Below are 18,706 nucleotides of genomic sequence, written 5' to 3' on the forward strand. Positions count from 1 at the left end.
CTACCAAAATGGAATTATCGTGCAGTTCCGACTATTTAGCAGACGCTAATGTTATTAAATTTTCATTCCTAAGCAGATCTGAACAAATTGCCCGGAATTACCGAAATTAATCTAGTATTTACCGCAGAAAATTTCGGTATCAAAAAATAGCAAATTCGGTCTAAAATTTAAAATTTAGAATTGCTTGGCGGCTGTGTAGTGAGAGCCAAAAATTAAGTATTTCTTCGCCGACTTGTTCTGGATAGAAGTGGTGAAAGAAATGCCTACCGTCTTGACATTCCCAAAGCCGATCGCCTTTTTTAATAAATTTCGACCAGCGGCGCATAACCAGAGGAGATACAACAAAATCCGTTTTGCTGCTGCATATTAACAAAGGTACTTCTACACCTTGCTCGCGGGGATTACTAATCCTAAATAAAGAGTGAGGACAAGGAGAACAGGCTAAGTCATCCTCAAAATATGATATAAATCTTTGATTAATTATTTGATTTGGCAATCCCAGCATATCGCCAACCATTTGAGTCAAAACTTGTTTGCGGCTCCAGGGAAAAGCTGAAAAATGCGTATAGTAATGTGCTTGCCAATTAATAGCAGATGGCACACCGACAGATAAAAGCCCCAAAGAACTTACTTTGTGAGGATAGCGGCGCGCATACATTAAAGCAACTAATCCGCTGGTACTGTGGCCTATTAGATGAATTGGGCGATCGCGCATTGTTAAATAATCGTGCAAAAGTTCAACAGCCATATCTAAAGAGCAAGCTTCATCTTCAGTTTGTTGGTATTCCCATATTTGCACTGGTACAGAATCATTTAAGTACGAAAGCAGCGAGCGATCGAAGAATTGCAAACTCGGACTTACACTTAACCAAAGCACGTCTTCTGAACTAAATTTCATCTATTTTAAGTTGGATATCTAGTTATTAACAATAATAATATATTTGCTAGATTTTTGGGGCGGGTTGAGTGCGTAATTTTGATTGCCGAACATAATCTAATTACAAAACTCACCCTGCTACCGTTAAGTCTACAAGCTAAATTCTTTCTTGAGTTGAGATACCCAAGATTTGATGCGCGATTCCGTCAGATCCGATTGGTTGTCTTCATCAATAGCAAGACCCAAAAAATTGCCATTAACTACAGCTTTAGATTCATTAAAATCATAGCCCTCTACCGGCCAATAACCGACTGTTTCGCCGCCCTGTTCCGAAATTTTTTCAGCCAGAATGCCCATTGCATCCATAAAATTATCCGGGTAGCCTTCTTGGTCGCCAGTTCCCACATAAGCTACTTTTTTGCCGCTAAAATCAATATCGTCAAGTTCGGGAAAAAATCCTTCCCAGTCGCTTTGCAGTTCGCCGATATTCCAAGTCGGACAAGCGATAATCAGACATTCGTATTCGGCAAAATCATCATTTTCAACGCTGCCTATATCGTGCAATGTCACGATATTGCCGCCAAATTCATCCCGAATCATTTCAGCTACCGACTCAGTTTTCCCAGTTGTAGTTCCGTAGAAAAGACCAATTGCTTTTGACATTTTTACTCCGAAGGTGATATTTGATAGTGCTTGAGAATTATTTTTTTTGAGTCAGGATTTGGCATTTCCTGCCTGCAATTCAGACAAAAACAGTAGACACGGTTGTGGCAAACCTGAGAAATTAGGGAGTCAAGGCAGCAAGGACACTGTTTTTTCATCGGGTTAAAGTTGAAAATTCATCAACCAAGCTGACTCGCTCATATCGGGGTCGGGTTCGCAGTCAATTAGTAACAAATTCAGCGTCGTTTGTACTTTTAGACTGCGCGGGATGCCGGCGGGTACAAACACAAATACTCCGGGTTTTAAAGTGACTGTTCGATCGCACACCGTGAGAGTCCCCACTCCTTCTAAGACGGCGAGGGTTACATCTTTAGAGTTATCGAGGTCAGGTATATCGGAATTTTTACCCAAACTCATCAGTTTTTGGCTGTCGGCGGGTTGTCCGTCGCTGATTCGCGAGGCTGACGCGGAAACTATTGCTGCTGTCACGGTGATTGACCTCCAGGTACTCTTAACTTCCGGCACTTATTGCAATTAATATTCAATAAGCTACCATGCAATTTAGATAAATTGTCAAGAGTAAAACATTAAGATTTATTACAAAAGGCTGTCAAGCTAGGTGTCCGCTTAACGCGAGCAGCCCCAAACTAAGACGGGGCGGTATTTTGGGACGCTCAGACTGCGCGTCACAAGGGCTTAACTTAAAAAATAGTTGGTAATTATTTGCAGTTAGTTCTTAAAATTACGTTTGTAGTGCGATGGGCAATACAGCAATTCTCAATTGCCTGCAATACAGTAAGGTGCACCGCTGCGTGCGCACCCTACAAAATGCAATAGAGGCGGGTTTTAGTCGGATTTGTCGATCGCCAAAATCCGTCTCAAACTCGCCCCTAATGACAACAGTTAACACTCAACAATCAACAATTAACCGACTAATTCTTCGCCCCTACGCCAACATACATAATCGACGTATCCTCATTAATTTTGATTTTAAACAAGCCAGACTTTTTGTAATCAAAATAGTTAGCGATATTAGAGATTAGCACTTGAGAAACTTGTTGCAAACTTTCCCCCGAAGGAAATAGCTGCTTTCCACTTGTAAAATTCCCCCAAAAACCGTGCATCTGGGCTAAAATAGCGCCCATTTCTCCAAACATATCAAAACCTTTAATTTCAATTTTGCCGAAACCGGTGTCGCGCATTACCACAGACAGTTCATCCGGGGTAACAAACTTTTCCCAATCGTGAACGCCCCGCTTAATTTCCTGCAATGTATTTTCCATCAGTCCAATCATTACAATTTGCGAGGAAAAAGTTCGGTTGATTGTATCAAAAAAGAACAGTCCCCCAGGCTTGAGAATCCTGTGAACCTCTGACACAACCTTTTTGTAATCTGCCACGTGTTCCAAAACATCCACGCAGATTACAACATCAAAGGTATTGTCGTCGTAGGGCATATTTTCGGCAAAACCTTGCCTGTAGTCAATCTCAAAACCGCTGGTAACTGCGTGATTTTGAGCAGCTACAATACATTTGTCCGATCGATCTATTCCAGAAACAATAGCGCCTCTCTCGGCCATAAACTCGCAAGAAAAGCCGCCGCCGCACCCGACATCTAAGGTTTTCAGCCCTTGCCAATTAGTCGCGTGTCTGTCGAAAAACTCAAATCTGGGTTTATTTAGATGGTATAAGGCATAAATTTTAGCGTTTTCGTCCCACCAATTATCGGCATTTTCCTCATAAAATTCTAAATCATTTTTTACTTCTGTTTTCTGCACGATTTTCTCAGTCCTGATTAGTGGAAAATATAGAGGGCGATCGCACTTTTGCCTGATTTTATAGGAATAGCCAACAAACCCGGTTTCTGTGAAAAATCCGAGGTTTCGTGACGAGTTCGCAGGCAGGAACCGGGTTTCGGAATCCGCGCGCGTAAGTTCTATTTTCTCTAAAGTTGCGAATCGCCACAGCTTTTTATTATAATACTTTTGGCACAAATTTCAACGAAATGGATCGCGTTTCTATTATCATCCCAGCCCTCAACGAAGCGACTTGTCTGGAACGCACCCTCCGCCAACTCAGCATTCTCAATCCTCCGGCTTGGGAAGTGTTGGTGGTAGACGGCGGTAGTCAAGACGAAACAGTGGCGATCGCACTTTCCGCTGCCACCCGCGTTATTCCTAGCAGTACAGCCGGACGTTCCGTGCAAATGAACTTAGGTGCCCAAGTCGCCACCGGCGAAATTCTGTGCTTTCTCCACGCCGATACTTTAGTTCCCGACGACATGGTAGCAGTCATCCAAAAAACATTGTCCGATGCCAAAATTGCCGGCGGCGGGTTTATCTCCTTGATGGGTGGTTTGCAGCAAACAAGATGGGGTTTTTCACTGCACAATTACCTGAAAACTTATTACGCGCCGCTGTTATTTCGACCTCATTTATTTTTCAAAGGATTGCGCCTGCTGTTTGGCGACCAAGTTATTTTTTGCCGCCGTACCGATTTTTGGGAATGCGACGGTTTCGATGCCGCGATGCCAATTATGGAGGAAGCGGATTTGTGTTTGAAGTTAGTGCGACGGGGGAGAATTAAGTTAGTCAATCGGGTAGTAGAAAGTAGCGATCGGCGAGTGGCGAATTGGGGCGAATTTAAAGCAATTGCGATCTATCTTTCCATTGGTTTTTTATGGGGTTTTGGCGTTCCAGCGAGGTATCTCAAGCAGTTTTATGAAGACATCCGCTGACACACAAAAGGCGATTAAATTCCCAGAATGTACTGGCTGTATTTTTTGGGCAAAACTTTCTGAAACAGGTAAATAATCGCCCAACAAACCAACAAAGTCCCGGTAACTAAAAAGCCGAGCTTCAGCAGCGGATGTACGGGGTCAATAAACTTATAAAACACTAACAACACATATTGCACTACTGTAGAATCCAGGAGATATATCGGGAATGAATAAGCTGCCAATATTTTGATTAACCCAGATACTCTACTGGGAAGTGCGATACTATTAGAAAATGCGAGAATCGATAATACGAACAAAATTGCGTATCCTTGAGCAGATAGTTTAAAAAAAGATCGGAGAAACCATGCGTCCGAATTAACTCCACTTATCAGGTAATATTCCCAAATGCTAGCTAGATAAACAAGGATCGTTGCCCCTAAAATTGGCATTTTTTTCCGTTCGAGAACGGGTTGAATTTTGTCATACGAGCCACCCAAAAATAGACCAGTTGAAAATGGCAAAATCCAACTAAAAATCCAGCGCTCCATCAAAGGTAGAGGTATTGATATATATTTGAAAGCGGTTAAGTAGAAGAATATTGTAAAAATTGTTTGAATTGTTAAGCCCAAAGCCAAAACTTTTCTGGGCTCTAAAAATTTTAATTTCACGAGAAGCCACCACCAGCCGTAGCATTGAACAATCACAACGATGAAGTAATAGGGAGGCATTACCGAGCCGGTCAGGATATCTCTGAGTAATGACAGTAAATCAAATTTTTGGAGTTCCCCCCAATTATTTAAAATGTACAAAGCTACTGACCAAAATAGATAGGGGGGTAGAATTCTTGACAGTCTTTTTTTGACTACCAGTGCGGGATTATTTTGATTTTCCAGTTTGTTGGTGAGAAAAAAGCCGCTCAGCAGTAAAAATGCAGGTACGCAGAACAGTTGAAATGTATCGATCGCAACAAATAGAATTCTGCGATCTTTAAATGCCAAGAACCCAGCATGAGTAATCACAACACTGACGATCGCTAAAGCTCGGATCAAATCAAATTCAGCGAACCGATTAGAAGCTTTTTGCATGGTAAAAATTAGATTGCAAAAATTTGATTTAAATTAGGAATTTTTTGTCTGATACGAAATCCGGGTTTGCTACCCTTTTATCATTCGGCGGTTGAAACCGCTGCATAGAGTCAAACGAAGTCCGCCTCCGCGAACTGAGATAAAGGGGGTTTTTAAGCCGGATTTGGTATGAGTAGAATATCATAAAATGTTATATTTGCTCCTATCTTCACAAAACTTATCTCGGCAAAAATAAGTCACCGAGTGCTGGAATTGAGGAATAAAGACTATAAAGACTATTCAAAAAAAAATCTACCTAAATTAGGTAGATTTTTATAAAGGTTCAAGCAATGAGTTAACTGTTGGCTAACCGTTGGTGTGATGGATGTGCGACGCAGAAACACTATCCAACCGATCGCGCCCGTTGCGGATCACGCGCAGCATATCGCTCAGCTTGTGTTCGATATTATCGAGCACTTGGTCGGCATAATCGTCGGCTCCGTTTTGAATTTCCTCGCATTCAGCCATCGCCCTGACTCTCATCTCTTCCAATTCCTCTTGAGCCTGGTAGCGAATTTGTTCGACTTCCGCCAGCGTCGCCTGCTGAATTGCCTCGCAGTCAAGCAAAACTTGCTGCCGCAACTGATCTGCTTCTATCTTCGCCTGCTGGAGCAGGCCCATATCGTTTAAAAGTTCTGCCGCTCTCTGTTCTGCTGCTTCTATGACTTCCTGAGCGTAAAGTTCCGCCTCTTGAAGCAAATCGTCCTTGTGCCGGATGATCGTTTCGGCTTCCTGAAAGGCGATCGGCAAATTTAGCCTCACCAAGTCTAACTGATCGAGCAACTGTTCTTCATCCACCAGAGTGCGTCTGGTCATAGGAATTCGCGGGCTGTCGAGAACAATTTCCTCAAGCCTGTTCAATTCCCGCTGGATGTCTACTCCTGCGGTTCGGGTGGGATCTCCGAAGGCGGCTGTGTTCTGAGGTGATTCGTTCTCAGTGCGGAGGCCGGTACTGTCGGGTTCGATGCGAGTTGGTTCCTGCTGGCGTAACATTTGTAAATATCTAGGGCGACGTGTTTCGGAACAAGATGATCTACGGAGCCACCAAACTTGGCTATTTCTTTAACTACACTACTACTTAAAAAGCTGTACTCGTTAGAAGTTGCCAAAAAAACTGTTTCAATTTCACCCAGAAGGGTTTTATTGGTGTGGGCCATCTGGAGTTCCATTTCAAAATCTGTTAATACCCGGAGCCCCCGCAGCAGCACTTTGGCTTGTCGAATCTTAGCATAGTTTACTGTCAAACCCTCAAAACTGTCTACTTCTACATTTGGCAAGTGTTGGGTAGATCGCCGGATCTGCTCGATCCGTTCCTCTACGGTGAAGAGAGGGGTTTTGCTGGGGTTTCTTACTACCGTAACAATTACCCGATCGAACAGTTTAGATCCCCGCTCGATAATGTCTGCGTGACCGAAGGTAATGGGGTCAAAGCTGCCTGGATAGATTGCAATCACGAGTTTGGCTCAACGGAGTGGGGGGGAGTGGGGGAGTGGGAGAGTGGGGGAGTGGGGGAGTGGGGGAGTGGGAGGGAAATCTTCACGCTTGACTTAATTCTCTCAACATCTATCCGTTAAATCCGTTAAATCCCGTACATTGCTCGTTGTCGAACTTCCTTCTACTTTTTCATGGAATGAGCTTTGTAGAAAGTTTCGAGGCTTTGCTTGTCGCCCACAAACCGCCAGTGCCAAGGCTCGTAACTGACGCCTTGGCGGTTGTTTTTGGGGAAGGACATTTCAAAGCTGAAAGCGACGGCGTTGGCTTCTAACCACTTAAATGCTTGGGTATTTTCAAAACTGGGACTGAGGTTGTTTTCCGGGGCGCTGCCGTCGCCGATGTCGATCGCGTAACCGGTGTGGTGTTCGCTGTAACCTGGAGGGGCGCTGACTTCGGCTCGCTTGCTGGCGTTTTGCCTGCGTTCGGCTTTCACGTCAAAAAATACGTGTTGTTGGTCTTCTAGGGAGCGAAAGCCGGATATGGGAGCGAAGTAAATGCCTGAGGCCGCTGCGGCGTTGGCCATTTCCTGATATTTTGCTGCTGCTGAGGTGCGGAGTGTGACGCTACCGTCGGGGGTGACGCCTACCAAGTCTTTGGCTGGTGCTTCTGCGTACGGCAAGTGTCCCAGCAGGTTGTCTGGGGTTGCGGTGGCTTTTGGGTTGGTAGCTGGACTCGCGACCGACCCAGACGCGGAACTCACCGGTGCTGGGTTTTGTTGAGTTTGCTCTGCCTGACTGGTGGCTGGGAACAAGTTAAAGTTGAGGTGCAGCCAGATGCTGACCCCACAGGCTAATGCGGCCAACCCTAGCAATTTCCAAATCAGCCCTTTTTTCTTAGACTGACTCTGCCCTGCTTCTGGGTATGGGTGGTCTCGCACTGCTTCTGGAATTTCGTCGGCGACAAGCTCCGAGGCTTGCGGGGGTTTTCTTGACAGACTAGCGTTATCCAAGCCAGCTCCACTCCTGCACTTCAATAAGGCTCAACGTTAAAAATTGTAGACCGATATGGGCGATCGAACAGCTACAATTGTCGCTGAGAATATATCATCTCTTTCTGACTTCGCCCCTTCCCATCCGCCAACTCTCGCATCTGTTGCTTGGGCCCACAGTCGATCGTCCCTGCGAGGTCGCACTGGTTGGCGCTGGTAGCACTGGTTTATTTTAAGTGTAATTTGTTACTGTTCGACAAAATCCAACAATTCTTCGATGGACACATCAAACGTCCGCACCAATTTTAGCAGAGCACCGATGCCAGCCATTGCCGTACCGGGCGATCGGGCATAACTTTTTACAGTATTGTAGGATAGCCCAGAGCGATCGGCTACTTCCTTTAGCGATCGGCATTCGAGCGCCCTCAAGGTCTAATTAATAGCTTAAAGCTCGATCGACCCAAATCAAACATTACCAACCTCCACCAACTCAGCACCAGCCACAGAACTTTCCTCTTCCCCTTCATCCTCTTGAGCCACCGCAACTGTTAACTTCAATCCCAGAGCATTCAGCCAATTAGCTAAAGCATAAATTGTAGCCATTCCATTCTGCGACAACAAAATATCTAATTTTTCTCGATGCAATTTAGCATCATCAGCAGACATATTTGGCTCTCTAAGAGCCTCAAATACATTGTTAAATGTGAGTTCGAGCAAACCGGGTTCAGGTTCTTTATCTTCCAAATGCGCCGTTAGATAAGCAGCAGCGTGTATTTTATCCTTAAGGGCTTCAATCAAATAGTCCTGGTAACTATCGCTAGTTGGCATTTTCGCGTTCTCCATATTCTTTCCAATACTCCTTAGCTTTGCGAATATCTTGTTCTTGGCTGCTTTTATCCCCACCGCAGAGAAGAAGAACAATTGTTGACCCCAATTGTCCGAAGTACACGCGATACCCCGGCCCAAAATCAATTTTTAATTCGCAGACTCCTTCCCCAACAGACTTGCTGTTTCCTAAATTCCCCAAGCGAACTCGGTCAAGCCTTTGCTCAATTTTAACTACCGCATTCAAATCTCGCAGGGAACTAAGCCACTCTGCGAAAGGATTTCTACCGTCTGGGGTAATATAACGTCTAATTCCCTCGGTTGTACTTCCATAAGGTCGATCGGTTCTTGCACCCTCATCTTAATACCGACGATCGCCCTATCAAAGCTTGTTCACTTGGGCCAACTCAAAATCACCGATCGAAAGGAACTCTGCCATCAGGCGTGGTGTAACACTTAATTTCCCTCGGTTGCGCTTCCATAATCTTGATTCTAGCCACGGAGAACTCGAATCTTGCAGCCCGCCCGATCGCCCCTTGACTTAATGCGCTACAATTATTAAGAAATCTTTAGTTAAATCCGTTTAACGTCCCAGACGCATTATGAGTCTTCCCATTCGCAACGTCGCTATCATTGCTCACGTCGATCACGGCAAAACCACCCTTGTGGACGCTCTTCTCAGACAGTCCGGGGTCTTCCGCGAAGGGGAAGAAATCCCAGATTGCGTTATGGACTCCAATGATATCGAGCGCGAGCGTGGCATCACAATTCTTTCCAAAAATACCGCCGTCAGGTACGGAGAAACCCTGATCAACATCGTCGATACCCCCGGACACGCGGACTTCGGCGGTGAAGTCGAACGAGTTCTCGGCATGGTAGACGGTTGTTTGCTGATCGTAGACGCCAACGAAGGCCCGATGCCGCAAACCCGCTTCGTGCTCAAAAAAGCCCTAGAAAAAGGACTGCGCCCGATCGTCTTTGTCAACAAGATCGATCGCGATCGAGCCGATCCCCACAAAGCCGTCGATAAAGTTTTGGATCTGTTCCTAGAACTAGGTGCTGACGACGATCAGTGCGAATTTCCCTACCTCTTCGGTTCCGGCTTAAGCGGTTACGCCAAAAAACACCTCGAAGACGAAGGGGTAGATATGAAGCCCCTCTTTGAAGAAATCCTCGACCACGTACCGCCCCCCGTAGGCGACCCCAACAAGCCGCTGCAACTGCAAGTAACAACTTTAGATTACTCAGAATACGTCGGTCGCATCGTCATCGGCCGCATCCACAACGGTACAATTAAAGTCGGTCAACAAGCAGTCTTAATCACCGAAAGCGGCGCGCTTGTCAAATCAAAAATTAGTAAATTGATGGGCTTTGAAGGCCTGAAGCGGATTGATATCCCAGAATCTTCTGCTGGTAATCTTGTCGCCGTTGCTGGTTTTGCTGATGCGTATATTGGCGAAACAATTACCTGTCCCAACGACCCGCAAGCGCTGCCTTTAATCAAGGTAGACGAACCGACTTTGCAGATGACCTTCTCGGTCAACGATTCCCCGTTCTGCGGTCAAGAAGGAAGTTTGGTAACATCGCGTCAAATTCGCGATCGACTGATGCGAGAACTCCAAACCAACGTCGCCTTGCGCGTCGAAGAAACCGACTCTCCCGACAAATTTCTCGTATCCGGCCGCGGCGAACTCCACCTCGGAATCTTGATCGAAAATATGCGTCGCGAAGGATATGAATTCCAAGTATCCCAGCCGCAAGTAATCTTCCGCGAAGTCGGCGGCCGTCCCTGCGAACCCTTTGAATGTTTGGTCTTAGACGTACCCGAAGAAGCAGTCGGCGGCTGCATCGAACGCCTCGGTCAGCGGAAAGCAGAAATGCAAGATATGCACGTCAGCAGCACCGGTCGCACCCAAATAGAATTTTCAGTCCCCGCTCGCGGTTTGATTGGATTCCGAGGCGAGTTTATGCGCTTGACTCGCGGCGCTGGAATTATGAATCACAGCTTCCTCGACTATCGCCCCCTCGGTGGAGAAATTGTCGCCCGTCGCAACGGAGTATTGATTTCCTTTGAAGAAGGAACTGCGACCCAGTATTCACTGAAAAATGCTGAAGACCGCGGCGTATTTTTCATTACTCCCGGAACCAAGGTTTACAGAGGGATGATTATCGGAGAAAACAACCGAGATGAAGACATGGAGCTGAATATTTGCAAGTCGAAGCAGTTGACAAACCACCGCGCATCTGGCGGTGAAGAATTGGCGCAATTGCAAGCGCCAGTCGATATGAGTTTGGAGCGTGCTTTGGAGTACATCGGTCAGGATGAATTGGTGGAAGTAACGCCAAAATCTATTCGCCTGCGGAAGGTTTCTAAGAAGTTGGTCAAACGCTAAAACAAAGGTAGGGTGCACAATGTGCACCTTACGTTTGATCGGCAGTAACAATCTGCCATAACTTAAAAATTTATATATTAGCCAATTGTGCTTTGGTTATTTTACTTAATTATCTAAGAAATTGATATTTATCAGTAGATGTTTCCCTCAAAGCCTTTAAACAGTATGCAAATAAGGGTCTCCGAGAACAACAAGTATTCCGATTAGATAAAACCTTTTCAACATTAAGTCGATCGAGAATTTGATCGCCGTTTTCTTTTTCGTTAAATCCAGAATATATTTGTTTTAGTTCACCTTTGGGATGGCTAATAGTTTGATTTTATTATTTATTTCTATATCATAGTCTGCCTTTTCTGTCAATCGACACATCGGGCTTCTCATGACCGATCGCGCGATCGACTAACCGCCACAATATGTTTTAATTTATATTTGAGCAAAATCCAAGCAAAACCAGCCATGAGTCCTAAATCAATAGCCGTAATCAACTTCAAAGGCGGTGTCGGAAAGACTACCGTCACTTGGAGTCTGGGAAATATTATATCCCAAGGAACCGACTTAGAAGTCTTGATGTTAGACTTAGATCCGCAAATGTCACTCACAGAGGCGATCGGACTTAACGAAAATACCGGTCATTTAGATGACAAGTTTGGTAAGTGGTACGAACAATCTCTCAAGCACAGACTTACCATTTACGACGCTCTAGAAGTCTTTAAAAAAGCCGGACAAAACTTTAAATTCCCCGTTGGTTTCGACACCATTTATCAGATTGACGAACAGTTGCATTTTGTTCCTTCAGTTGAAGAATTATATTGGTTGGATATCGATGGCTTTGAGGGAAAAAGTGTTAAAGACTTCATCCGCAGATTCATCGGCAAAATCGCCAACTCTGCCAATCTCCCCAAATACGACTTGATGCTTTTTGACTGTTCGCCTTCCTTCAGTCTCCTCACCTACAGCGTACTCTCTTGCTGCGACTTAATATTGATTCCCGTCAATCCCGATTATTTTGGTTCTAGGGGATTGAGTTTAGTTTTAAACTCGCTCCAGAAACGGATTGAGCCTTATCCGTTTCCTAAGATAGCAGTCTTTATGAATAAAGCTAAAACCTATGGAGGATTGCTGACAAATGAAGTCCAGTTTTACATGAGAGAAGTAAAGAGACTTTGCGATGAAATATCAAAAGATAATAACATAGAAGTTAGATTTTTAGAATCGACGATTCGCGAAAGCGTCGGGCTAAAACGGGCAATTAATGAGGGAGAACTGCCGCGAGAATTAGTTAGAGAATTTGAAAAACTATGGCGCGAGTGTGAGGAGTATCTGAAATGATTAAAAAAGAAATTTTGGCTGCTTCCGAACAAGAAAGCGGGGGGTTAGTTAAGGAAATTGGCGAACTTAAGGAAATCTTGCGGGACGTTTCTAGAAAATTAACCAGGCTTGAAACTCAAGTCAAGCGGGGAGGGCTTTCTGCTGAGTCAAAAACTTCGGATATTTCCACTGGTGCTGATGTTAATAAACCTGCTAATTTATCGGCGAAAAATGTTCTAGAAGTTTATGAAGAACTGCGTTTACAAGCTAAGAATGGTAATGAAGAAGAGGTGAGGCAAAAATTGTTGGCAATGAGTGCAAGTGACTTGAACTTGATGTGTTGCGAGTTAGGGATGCCGCCCAGCAGCAAGAATCCGTCTCGCAAAAAAATGTTTGAGCTAATTATTGGCAGAATTAAACAGAGTTTGAGGCTGTCGAGACATATCGACAGACAAACACTTTAAAAATTAGCAGATGAATCGATAAAATGCGCTTTAACTTGGATTTCCCCCTGGGATATGGAACAGGCAAGATTCCCGTTCCACAAAAGCCTGTTACACAAAAGTTTAAGTGGAGTGTGGGGTGGGGATCTTGCCCGCGTCTGAAAAGCTTGTTGCAAATTCTGCAACTTTTCAGCTTCAATAAATTATGGCGGATCGGGGCGATCGCCCTTATCTCCCTAACACTCTTAATCAGCTTGTTTTTGAGCCTTCACAGCCCCGGAACACCCGCAGCCTAACCAAGGATACTAGCGTTTACAGCCCTTGATATGCGCGGCAGCGACAACAGATCCCCTTTATTTGCGGTCAATGCTACCAGTTCCGCTCGCCACGAACTTACACCTAATATAGATGTTATCGCTCCCCTAATGTGGTGGCCCAACGGCCAGCGACTGGCTTTCGTTGGCGGATACAGCGACATCTATAGAACCCATTTTGGATCTTTTCTTAAAAAATAAGGCGGACAAAGCAGCCGTCTCACATAACTCAATAGCCACAAGACGAGAAATCATGGGGCAATGGCGGCCAAAGATTTGAAATCCCAATGGCACAAGGCTTACGGTTATAACAACAGATCTCAAATGGGTTCTATAGAGGTTCTGCGTCCGAGAACGTCAAATTGGGGTAGAGGCAAGAATTTTTTTATCCTTTAATTCCTGGTGAATTTGCAAATCATTTGACTCAAGTTCCTGGTGTTTTTCATCCTGCACCTGTTTGTCAATTTTGGGCAACTTTAAAATAGCCCCAGCTAAAACCCAATAATACACGGACACTGGATCTACATCCAGCGGATAGTATTGAGTATTGATCGTAATAAATCCAACAAACACCCAAAAACTAGCTCCGTAACTCCGCAAACTTTTGTCCTTGACTGATCGGTAAGCTCGAAACGTTAGAAAAGCTAAGTGTAAAAGCATGAGCTGAAAAGCAATCATTCCCGGATAACCGAGTTCGTAGATCAACTTAGGTTGGAAAGTTTCGATTAGCTGCGTGGCACCAAAGATCCGCGTTGAATTAGTTGCTCGTCCCACACCTCTACCGAGAGGTCTGTCAATGATAAAATTGTTGCTCTGCTCGAACTGATTAAAGAGAAACTGCTGGGGCGGTGCAGCATTCCAGCGGCTAACAAAACTCTCCCACCGCTGCTCAATAATTCCCGGGTTAATTGCTGCACCGACAAACAGTAAAATCGCCAGTCCTGCACCGATGGGAATAAATCGTTTTAAATTAACTAATTGACCGGTGAGAACTAGCAGGATTGCCGTAGCAACGGGAACCATAATTAAAGCAGCTCTTTGACCGGAAATCACTGCATTGGCAAATACTAATGCCATGCCAAATAAACCGATAACTCGCCACCAGAATGAAGGATCGCAAAAGGCAGAGGCAAAGGTTAAAAAAGCATTAGAAATTAAAAACCACGCCCACTGCCAAGGCGCTACAAAAGTTCCCGGCAAGCGGATAAACTTGACTTCTGGACTGAACACCAAAGAACCGCCGACAAAACATCTAGCTTCCAGCGTTGCTTTATATAATTCTTCTCCGGTCATTCCTCGGGTACCCGCACACTTTCCACTTTGCAGCAACAGGTATTGAATCAAACCGAGAAGGCAGCAAACGATCGCCAAAACGATGTGCATTCGACTAAAAAATACTAAATCCTTCTTCGTGCGGAGCAGATAATAGGTACAAGCGATCAGCGGTATGTAACCTATCAATACTTTTAAGCCGAGAATTCCTTGCAGAATTGGTTTGTCGCCCTTCATAGGATTGAGCTGCATCTCCCCGTTGACAAAAATTAAAGTCAGCATTGCCATCATCAACAGGATGCTAAAGGTAGAAAGCATTTGTTTGGGAATGAACAGGCGCAAATGTTTCTTTTTGCAGCTTTGAATTAGCGCGATGAGAGCTGGTATGTAGAAAGCATCTTTGGCTACTTGAAATGCAGCATTCCCGCCGCCAATTGCGTAAGTAATTGTACCGCTGAAAGGCAGGTAAATTAGAAAAGCCCACAAAGCTTGACGGGGGTACTTGTAGGAAAGCAGCAAGATGGCTGCGGCTGCGCCTCCTGAAATAGCAATCTTAGGGCGGGCTACGAACAACAGGGGGATGCTGACAGCAAAGCTGACTAAGCAGCTTATGGCGATCGCCTGCACCAATTCATTGCGCTTTTGTGAAGTTTTGCGTTTTTGTGCTGCTACTTCTTTTTTGCTTAGCGCTGTTGTTTTTTCACTATGCTTGTGTTTGGATTTCTTGGCTTTACGTTTGGTTTTCAACATAACTTCTAGAAGGCACTCAGATGTAGAAGGCACTCAGATGTAGAAGGTAGAAGGCAGAATGAATAGAAGCAAAAATATTGCGGTAGATGTGGTTACTTATTCTTAAAGTCAAGATCGAGAAAAAGTCTCGGTCGAGATTGTGGGTGTGACGCGGGCAAAAATTAGACAGGCGACCTTGTAGAATATAACTGCTGGATCTATAATGTACAAATCTCGAAAAAATAATTTTAATCGAGCGGTAAAAATGAATATGAAATTAACAAAATTTGTATCGATCGGCTTTGCCCTTCTTTTAGGAGCAAGCGCGAGCATATTATCTAGCAGCAGTACAGCATTAGCGGCCGAAAAAATTGTCCTCACATTTGGCCCGATCAGACAAACCATCAATATCACTGACTTAGAAGACTTTGCTAAAGATGGCACGACGACCCCAACCCTCCAACAAATTATCCGGTTTTCCAAAATGGACGCGCAAGTATTGCGGGGGTTCATGGGTCTAGAAATCGGTTTAAAGCCTGCTAATCTGGCCAGGGTAGTTTACAGCACCCCGGGAGAGAAAATCACTGACGAAATCGGTCAAGCAATTCGCACTCAGCGCCGCACAGAAAGCGGCAAAGCTCTGCGGGCGGCGATGATGCTGGCGGCCGGGGACGACGGTAAAGTTTCGCTGCTGGAAATCCTGAAAAAGTATCCTCTGACCGAGGTTTACGTAGATGTTGCCAGCATTAGCGCCGCTGTTGGGAAAGTTCAGAGTTTAGCCGGAAATATGCAAAGCCTGCTTCAAGATGTGATGCGATCGACCAGTCGCACAACTGAAACAACTCGCACCGAAAGTCCGATCGAACCTCGCCGCAGCGTGCAGCCAACAACTCCGCCTCCAGCGCCGCGCCGCGCCACCCCCTTGCCAGCACCCGCACCGCAGCCTGTGACGCCGGTCAGAGGGCTTTGGTAAAAAAATCATAAATGTGTCTTAGGGGCGGGTTTAGCCCGCATTTGCGGCATTCTGCAGACAATTTTGAGACAAAACCCGCCCCCGCCCTACCCCTATCCCAACCGCCAACAGGGTTAGGACTCCCGAAGCAATCAATTTTTCTTGAGCAATTTTTTGAGCAACTTCGGAACCTCCGAAGGCCGAGCCGCCACAGGTATGCCCGCCTCTTCAAAAGCCGCCATTTTGTTTGGCGCCGTAACTCCAAAGGCTTTCTGGGCAGCAGCGCGAGAACTGATCAGGATGCCGGCGTGGCCCAAAGACGGCCCCTTGGGAGCGTAGCGGCCGGCCAGATAAGCAACCACGGGTTTGTCGATCGCCGAGGCGATGTAAGAAGCAGCAGCTTGTTCGCTCCACCCGTCAACTTCCCCCACCAAAACCATCGCTTCCGTACTGTCGTCTTCGTCCAAAATTTGCAGCCACTGCATAAAAGAAGAACCGACAATCGCGTCGCAGCCAATACAAACTGCCATCGACTGTCCCAACCCAGCCTCAGTCAGTTCTAGGGCAACTTCGTAAGTCAAAGTGCTGCTGCGGCTGATCACCCCCACCGGGCCGGGAGTGTAAAATTCCTTGGGGTGAGTTCCCAGCAGCAGTTTGTCGGGCACAATTATTCCCGGACCGTTAGGCCCGATTACCAAAGTTTCAGTAGCCTCTGCTTTTCTGACTAAGCGCACCATATCCAGAGGAGGCACTCCCCCTGTGACGATCGCGATTTGCCGAATTCCTCCCGCGATCGCTTCTAGAGCCGCATCCAGCACCGAGTAAGCGTCTACAAAAATTACCGCAGTGTCAACGTGACCCACTGCCGCCACTGCTTGTTCTACCAAATCAAAAATTGGAATTCCCTCCATTTCCAGCCCACCCCGACCGGGACTGACACCGGCGACTACATTTGTGCCGTATGCTTTCATCATCAGGGCGGCGCGGGTTGACGCGGAAGATTCTGTAATGCCCTGTACAAGGACTTTGCTTTCAGGAGTTAAATTCATTTTTTCCCACTTGACACTCGATCTGTAAAAAGCAGAAGGCCTTCATCTGTAGAGAAATCTCGTTTTTTGCCGATCGACTGCCGCTACTTGACTGAGGATACAGAAGCGGCCGCGGCCTCATCCAAAGTGCTAGCTAGCTGCACCGGCAACTGTCCCAAACGCTTTTTAACAGCATCAGCATCGATCTCTACCAGGCGCAGCACAACTTGGATGTGGCGGTTAGCGCGAGCTTTCCGTTCCAAATACCCCGCTACTGCGGCGATGATTTCCTCGCTCTTGGAGGCGCTGCCCAAAATATTTACAAGTATCACCTTAACGCTTTTATCCTGAGCGACTAACTCCAGACCCAAATCTGCGCGATCGCGCAGGGCATTTGCTGCATCGTAGCGCTCTAGGGAACCCATATTCACAAAATTAGCTGGTTTTCCTCCTTGGTGGGTTACAGCATCCAGAGTTGCCATTGTCAGGCCCACTCCGTTGCACAAAATCCCGATATTCCCGTCTAGTTCGATTAATTGCAGGGATTCGGAATTCGAGATTGGGGATTGAGATTTGGGGTCAAACTCCGGCGATTGCTGAGCCTTCGAGTGGGAATGGGAGCGATCGCCAGGGACATGGAAACTTCTCCTTTCCCGTACCAACCCCCCCAAGAGCCTATTCTCCGAGAGTGCTGCCAAATCTGGATGTCGCCCCAAGGCCTCGTTGTTGGCAGTGACTTTACCGTCTAAAGCCATTACCTCTCCCGTCGGACTGATGCCGAGAGGATTGATTTCTACTAAATCTAAATCTTTTTCGACAAACAGCCGGTACATTTTCTCGACAATCGTGCTCACGGATTGAATCAAGTCTCCCTGCAATCCCATTTTCAGCGTGAGACGCCTCGCGTAGAATGGGGAAAATTCCTGGTCTACGGCAACTTGCTGCATTTGCTCGATCGACCCTTCGACATCCATGCCTCCTTGTCTGGAACCCAGAAGAACCGGGCGTCGCGCTACGGGGTCTAGGAGTACCGCTAAGTACAATTCTTGGTCGGCGTTGTACTTTGCTTCTGCCAGCAGGACTTGGGGATATTCATTCTCGATCGGCAAATTAAAAATTGTTTGGGCGGCAGCTACTGCATCGATCGTATTTTCCACAAACTTGATACCGCCCGCCCTGCCCCGTCCCCCAGCCCGCACTTGCGATTTGAGTACAACGGGGTAGGGAATTTTTAGTCCTTTGAGGTCGGCGGGATTGTCAATCCGCTGCGACGGCAAAATCGGAATTGCCATCTGGCGAAATAAAGATTTAGCTTGGTACTCTAACAAATCCATTATCAATTACGGGTGACGGGTAGTTGGCAACAAGCAATTCGTCCTAATTGGCAATTCATAATTAATAGATAGTAATTGGTTTTTTGTCAAGTTAAAAGTTAAAAAGTTTCGCTTTTATCTTTTAATTTTCGACTTTTGTATTGCCCATTACTTATTCGCTATTACCGCTCGCCGATTACCTATTACCTAAGCTGTTTCAAAGTGTTTTTTTCTCGGAATTGCCAAATTTTACTCTTAGGCTCGGGTGGGGACATATTTGGCGAGGGTTGGTGTTTTTTTGTCTCCGAAAATCTTCGGACTTTG

The 18,706-nt window shown here is 45.9% G+C and carries 19 protein-coding genes and 1 pseudogene; 6 read left to right on the plus strand and 14 right to left on the minus strand.

What is annotated here, in order from left to right; translation table 11 throughout:
• Positions 1 to 160: 160 nt before the first annotated feature.
• The 4 genes from QUA20_RS15200 to ubiG all read right to left on the minus strand — a co-directional run bounded on the left by QUA20_RS15200 (position 161) and on the right by ubiG (position 3,318).
• On the minus strand, positions 161 to 898 hold the full coding sequence (locus tag QUA20_RS15200; RefSeq protein WP_333189640.1) for an alpha/beta hydrolase: 738 nt from the start codon (positions 896 to 898) through the stop codon (positions 161 to 163).
• A gap of 129 nt (positions 899 to 1,027) precedes the next feature.
• Positions 1,028 to 1,540, minus strand: coding sequence for a flavodoxin FldA (gene fldA / locus QUA20_RS15205; RefSeq protein ID WP_333189641.1), 513 nt, complete (start codon positions 1,538 to 1,540; stop codon positions 1,028 to 1,030).
• Between the two features lie 162 nt (positions 1,541 to 1,702).
• Positions 1,703 to 2,029, minus strand: a complete 327-nt coding sequence (locus QUA20_RS15210) for a cupin domain-containing protein (protein ID WP_333189642.1) — start codon at positions 2,027 to 2,029, stop codon at positions 1,703 to 1,705.
• A 443-nt stretch (positions 2,030 to 2,472) separates the two neighbouring features.
• On the minus strand, positions 2,473 to 3,318 hold the full coding sequence (gene ubiG, locus QUA20_RS15215; protein WP_333189643.1) for a bifunctional 2-polyprenyl-6-hydroxyphenol methylase/3-demethylubiquinol 3-O-methyltransferase UbiG: 846 nt from the start codon (positions 3,316 to 3,318) through the stop codon (positions 2,473 to 2,475).
• A 227-nt stretch (positions 3,319 to 3,545) separates the two neighbouring features.
• Between ubiG and QUA20_RS15220 the strand changes: the two genes are divergently transcribed.
• Positions 3,546 to 4,277, plus strand: a complete 732-nt coding sequence (locus QUA20_RS15220; RefSeq protein WP_333189644.1) for a TIGR04283 family arsenosugar biosynthesis glycosyltransferase — start codon at positions 3,546 to 3,548, stop codon at positions 4,275 to 4,277.
• A 14-nt stretch (positions 4,278 to 4,291) separates the two neighbouring features.
• Here the strand turns inward: QUA20_RS15220 and QUA20_RS15225 are convergent, their stop codons facing one another.
• The 4 genes from QUA20_RS15225 to QUA20_RS15240 form a co-directional block, all read right to left on the minus strand.
• Entirely contained in the window at positions 4,292 to 5,344 is a 1,053-nt protein-coding gene (locus tag QUA20_RS15225; RefSeq protein ID WP_333189645.1) for an acyltransferase, read from the minus strand.
• Between the two features lie 345 nt (positions 5,345 to 5,689).
• Positions 5,690 to 6,376 (minus strand): DivIVA domain-containing protein, encoded by a 687-nt coding sequence (locus QUA20_RS15230; protein WP_172191282.1) that lies wholly within the window; start codon positions 6,374 to 6,376, stop codon positions 5,690 to 5,692.
• Positions 6,259 to 6,837: a pantetheine-phosphate adenylyltransferase gene (gene coaD / locus QUA20_RS15235; protein ID WP_172191284.1), complete on the minus strand. Its 579-nt coding sequence runs from the start codon at positions 6,835 to 6,837 to the stop codon at positions 6,259 to 6,261. The genes QUA20_RS15230 and coaD overlap by 118 nt, the downstream gene beginning before the upstream one ends.
• A gap of 161 nt (positions 6,838 to 6,998) precedes the next feature.
• Positions 6,999 to 7,826 carry a M15 family metallopeptidase gene (locus tag QUA20_RS15240; RefSeq protein WP_333189646.1) on the minus strand — a complete coding sequence of 276 codons (828 nt, stop codon included), beginning with the start codon at positions 7,824 to 7,826 and terminating at the stop codon, positions 6,999 to 7,001.
• Between the two features lie 55 nt (positions 7,827 to 7,881).
• Here QUA20_RS15240 and QUA20_RS15245 point away from each other — a divergent pair, with 55 nt between their 5' ends.
• The gene (locus tag QUA20_RS15245) at positions 7,882 to 8,025 is read left to right on the plus strand and encodes a hypothetical protein (protein ID WP_172192866.1); all 144 of its coding nucleotides are present in this window, start codon (positions 7,882 to 7,884) and stop codon (positions 8,023 to 8,025) included.
• A gap of 26 nt (positions 8,026 to 8,051) precedes the next feature.
• On the opposite strand, the gene QUA20_RS15250 is transcribed toward QUA20_RS15245, so the two are convergent.
• The 3 genes and pseudogenes from QUA20_RS15250 to QUA20_RS15260 form a co-directional block, all read right to left on the minus strand.
• On the minus strand, positions 8,052 to 8,234 hold the full coding sequence (locus QUA20_RS15250) for a helix-turn-helix transcriptional regulator (RefSeq protein ID WP_333189647.1): 183 nt from the start codon (positions 8,232 to 8,234) through the stop codon (positions 8,052 to 8,054).
• Between the two features lie 36 nt (positions 8,235 to 8,270).
• On the minus strand, positions 8,271 to 8,633 hold the full coding sequence (locus tag QUA20_RS15255) for a transcriptional regulator (protein ID WP_333189648.1): 363 nt from the start codon (positions 8,631 to 8,633) through the stop codon (positions 8,271 to 8,273).
• A pseudogene (locus tag QUA20_RS15260) lies at positions 8,623 to 8,963 on the minus strand (type II toxin-antitoxin system RelE/ParE family toxin). Before QUA20_RS15260 ends, QUA20_RS15255 begins: the two are co-directional and overlap by 11 nt.
• 269 nt (positions 8,964 to 9,232) lie before the next feature.
• Between QUA20_RS15260 and typA the strand changes: the two are divergent.
• The 3 genes from typA (at position 9,233) to QUA20_RS15275 (ending at position 12,795) form a co-directional block, all read left to right on the plus strand.
• On the plus strand, positions 9,233 to 11,023 hold the full coding sequence (gene typA / locus QUA20_RS15265; RefSeq protein ID WP_333189649.1) for a translational GTPase TypA: 1,791 nt from the start codon (positions 9,233 to 9,235) through the stop codon (positions 11,021 to 11,023).
• 456 nt (positions 11,024 to 11,479) lie between these two features.
• Complete coding sequence (locus QUA20_RS15270; protein ID WP_172192852.1) at positions 11,480 to 12,352, plus strand: ParA family protein; 873 nt, start codon at positions 11,480 to 11,482, stop codon at positions 12,350 to 12,352.
• On the plus strand, positions 12,349 to 12,795 hold the full coding sequence (locus QUA20_RS15275) for a hypothetical protein (protein ID WP_333189650.1): 447 nt from the start codon (positions 12,349 to 12,351) through the stop codon (positions 12,793 to 12,795). Before QUA20_RS15270 ends, QUA20_RS15275 begins: the two co-directional genes overlap by 4 nt.
• A gap of 650 nt (positions 12,796 to 13,445) precedes the next feature.
• On the opposite strand, the gene hpsL is transcribed toward QUA20_RS15275, so the two are convergent.
• Positions 13,446 to 15,110, minus strand: coding sequence for a hormogonium polysaccharide biosynthesis protein HpsL (gene hpsL, locus QUA20_RS15280; protein ID WP_333189716.1), 1,665 nt, complete (start codon positions 15,108 to 15,110; stop codon positions 13,446 to 13,448).
• A gap of 244 nt (positions 15,111 to 15,354) precedes the next feature.
• Between hpsL and QUA20_RS15285 the strand changes: the two genes are divergently transcribed.
• Positions 15,355 to 16,062, plus strand: coding sequence for an alpha/beta hydrolase (locus tag QUA20_RS15285; RefSeq protein ID WP_333189651.1), 708 nt, complete (start codon positions 15,355 to 15,357; stop codon positions 16,060 to 16,062).
• Between the two features lie 131 nt (positions 16,063 to 16,193).
• Here the strand turns inward: QUA20_RS15285 and QUA20_RS15290 are convergent, their stop codons facing one another.
• Both QUA20_RS15290 and QUA20_RS15295 read right to left on the minus strand, forming a co-directional pair.
• Entirely contained in the window at positions 16,194 to 17,090 is an 897-nt protein-coding gene (locus tag QUA20_RS15290) for a CoA-binding protein (protein WP_333189652.1), read from the minus strand.
• A gap of 83 nt (positions 17,091 to 17,173) precedes the next feature.
• A complete protein-coding gene (locus QUA20_RS15295; RefSeq protein WP_333189653.1) occupies positions 17,174 to 18,403 on the minus strand; it encodes a succinate--CoA ligase subunit beta in 1,230 nt (409 codons plus the stop codon).
• Between the last annotated feature and the right edge of the window lie 303 nt (positions 18,404 to 18,706).

Origin of the sequence: Microcoleus sp. Pol7_A1 (assembly GCF_036701085.1) — a bacterium.
GTDB lineage: Bacteria > Cyanobacteriota > Cyanobacteriia > Cyanobacteriales > Microcoleaceae > Microcoleus > Microcoleus asticus.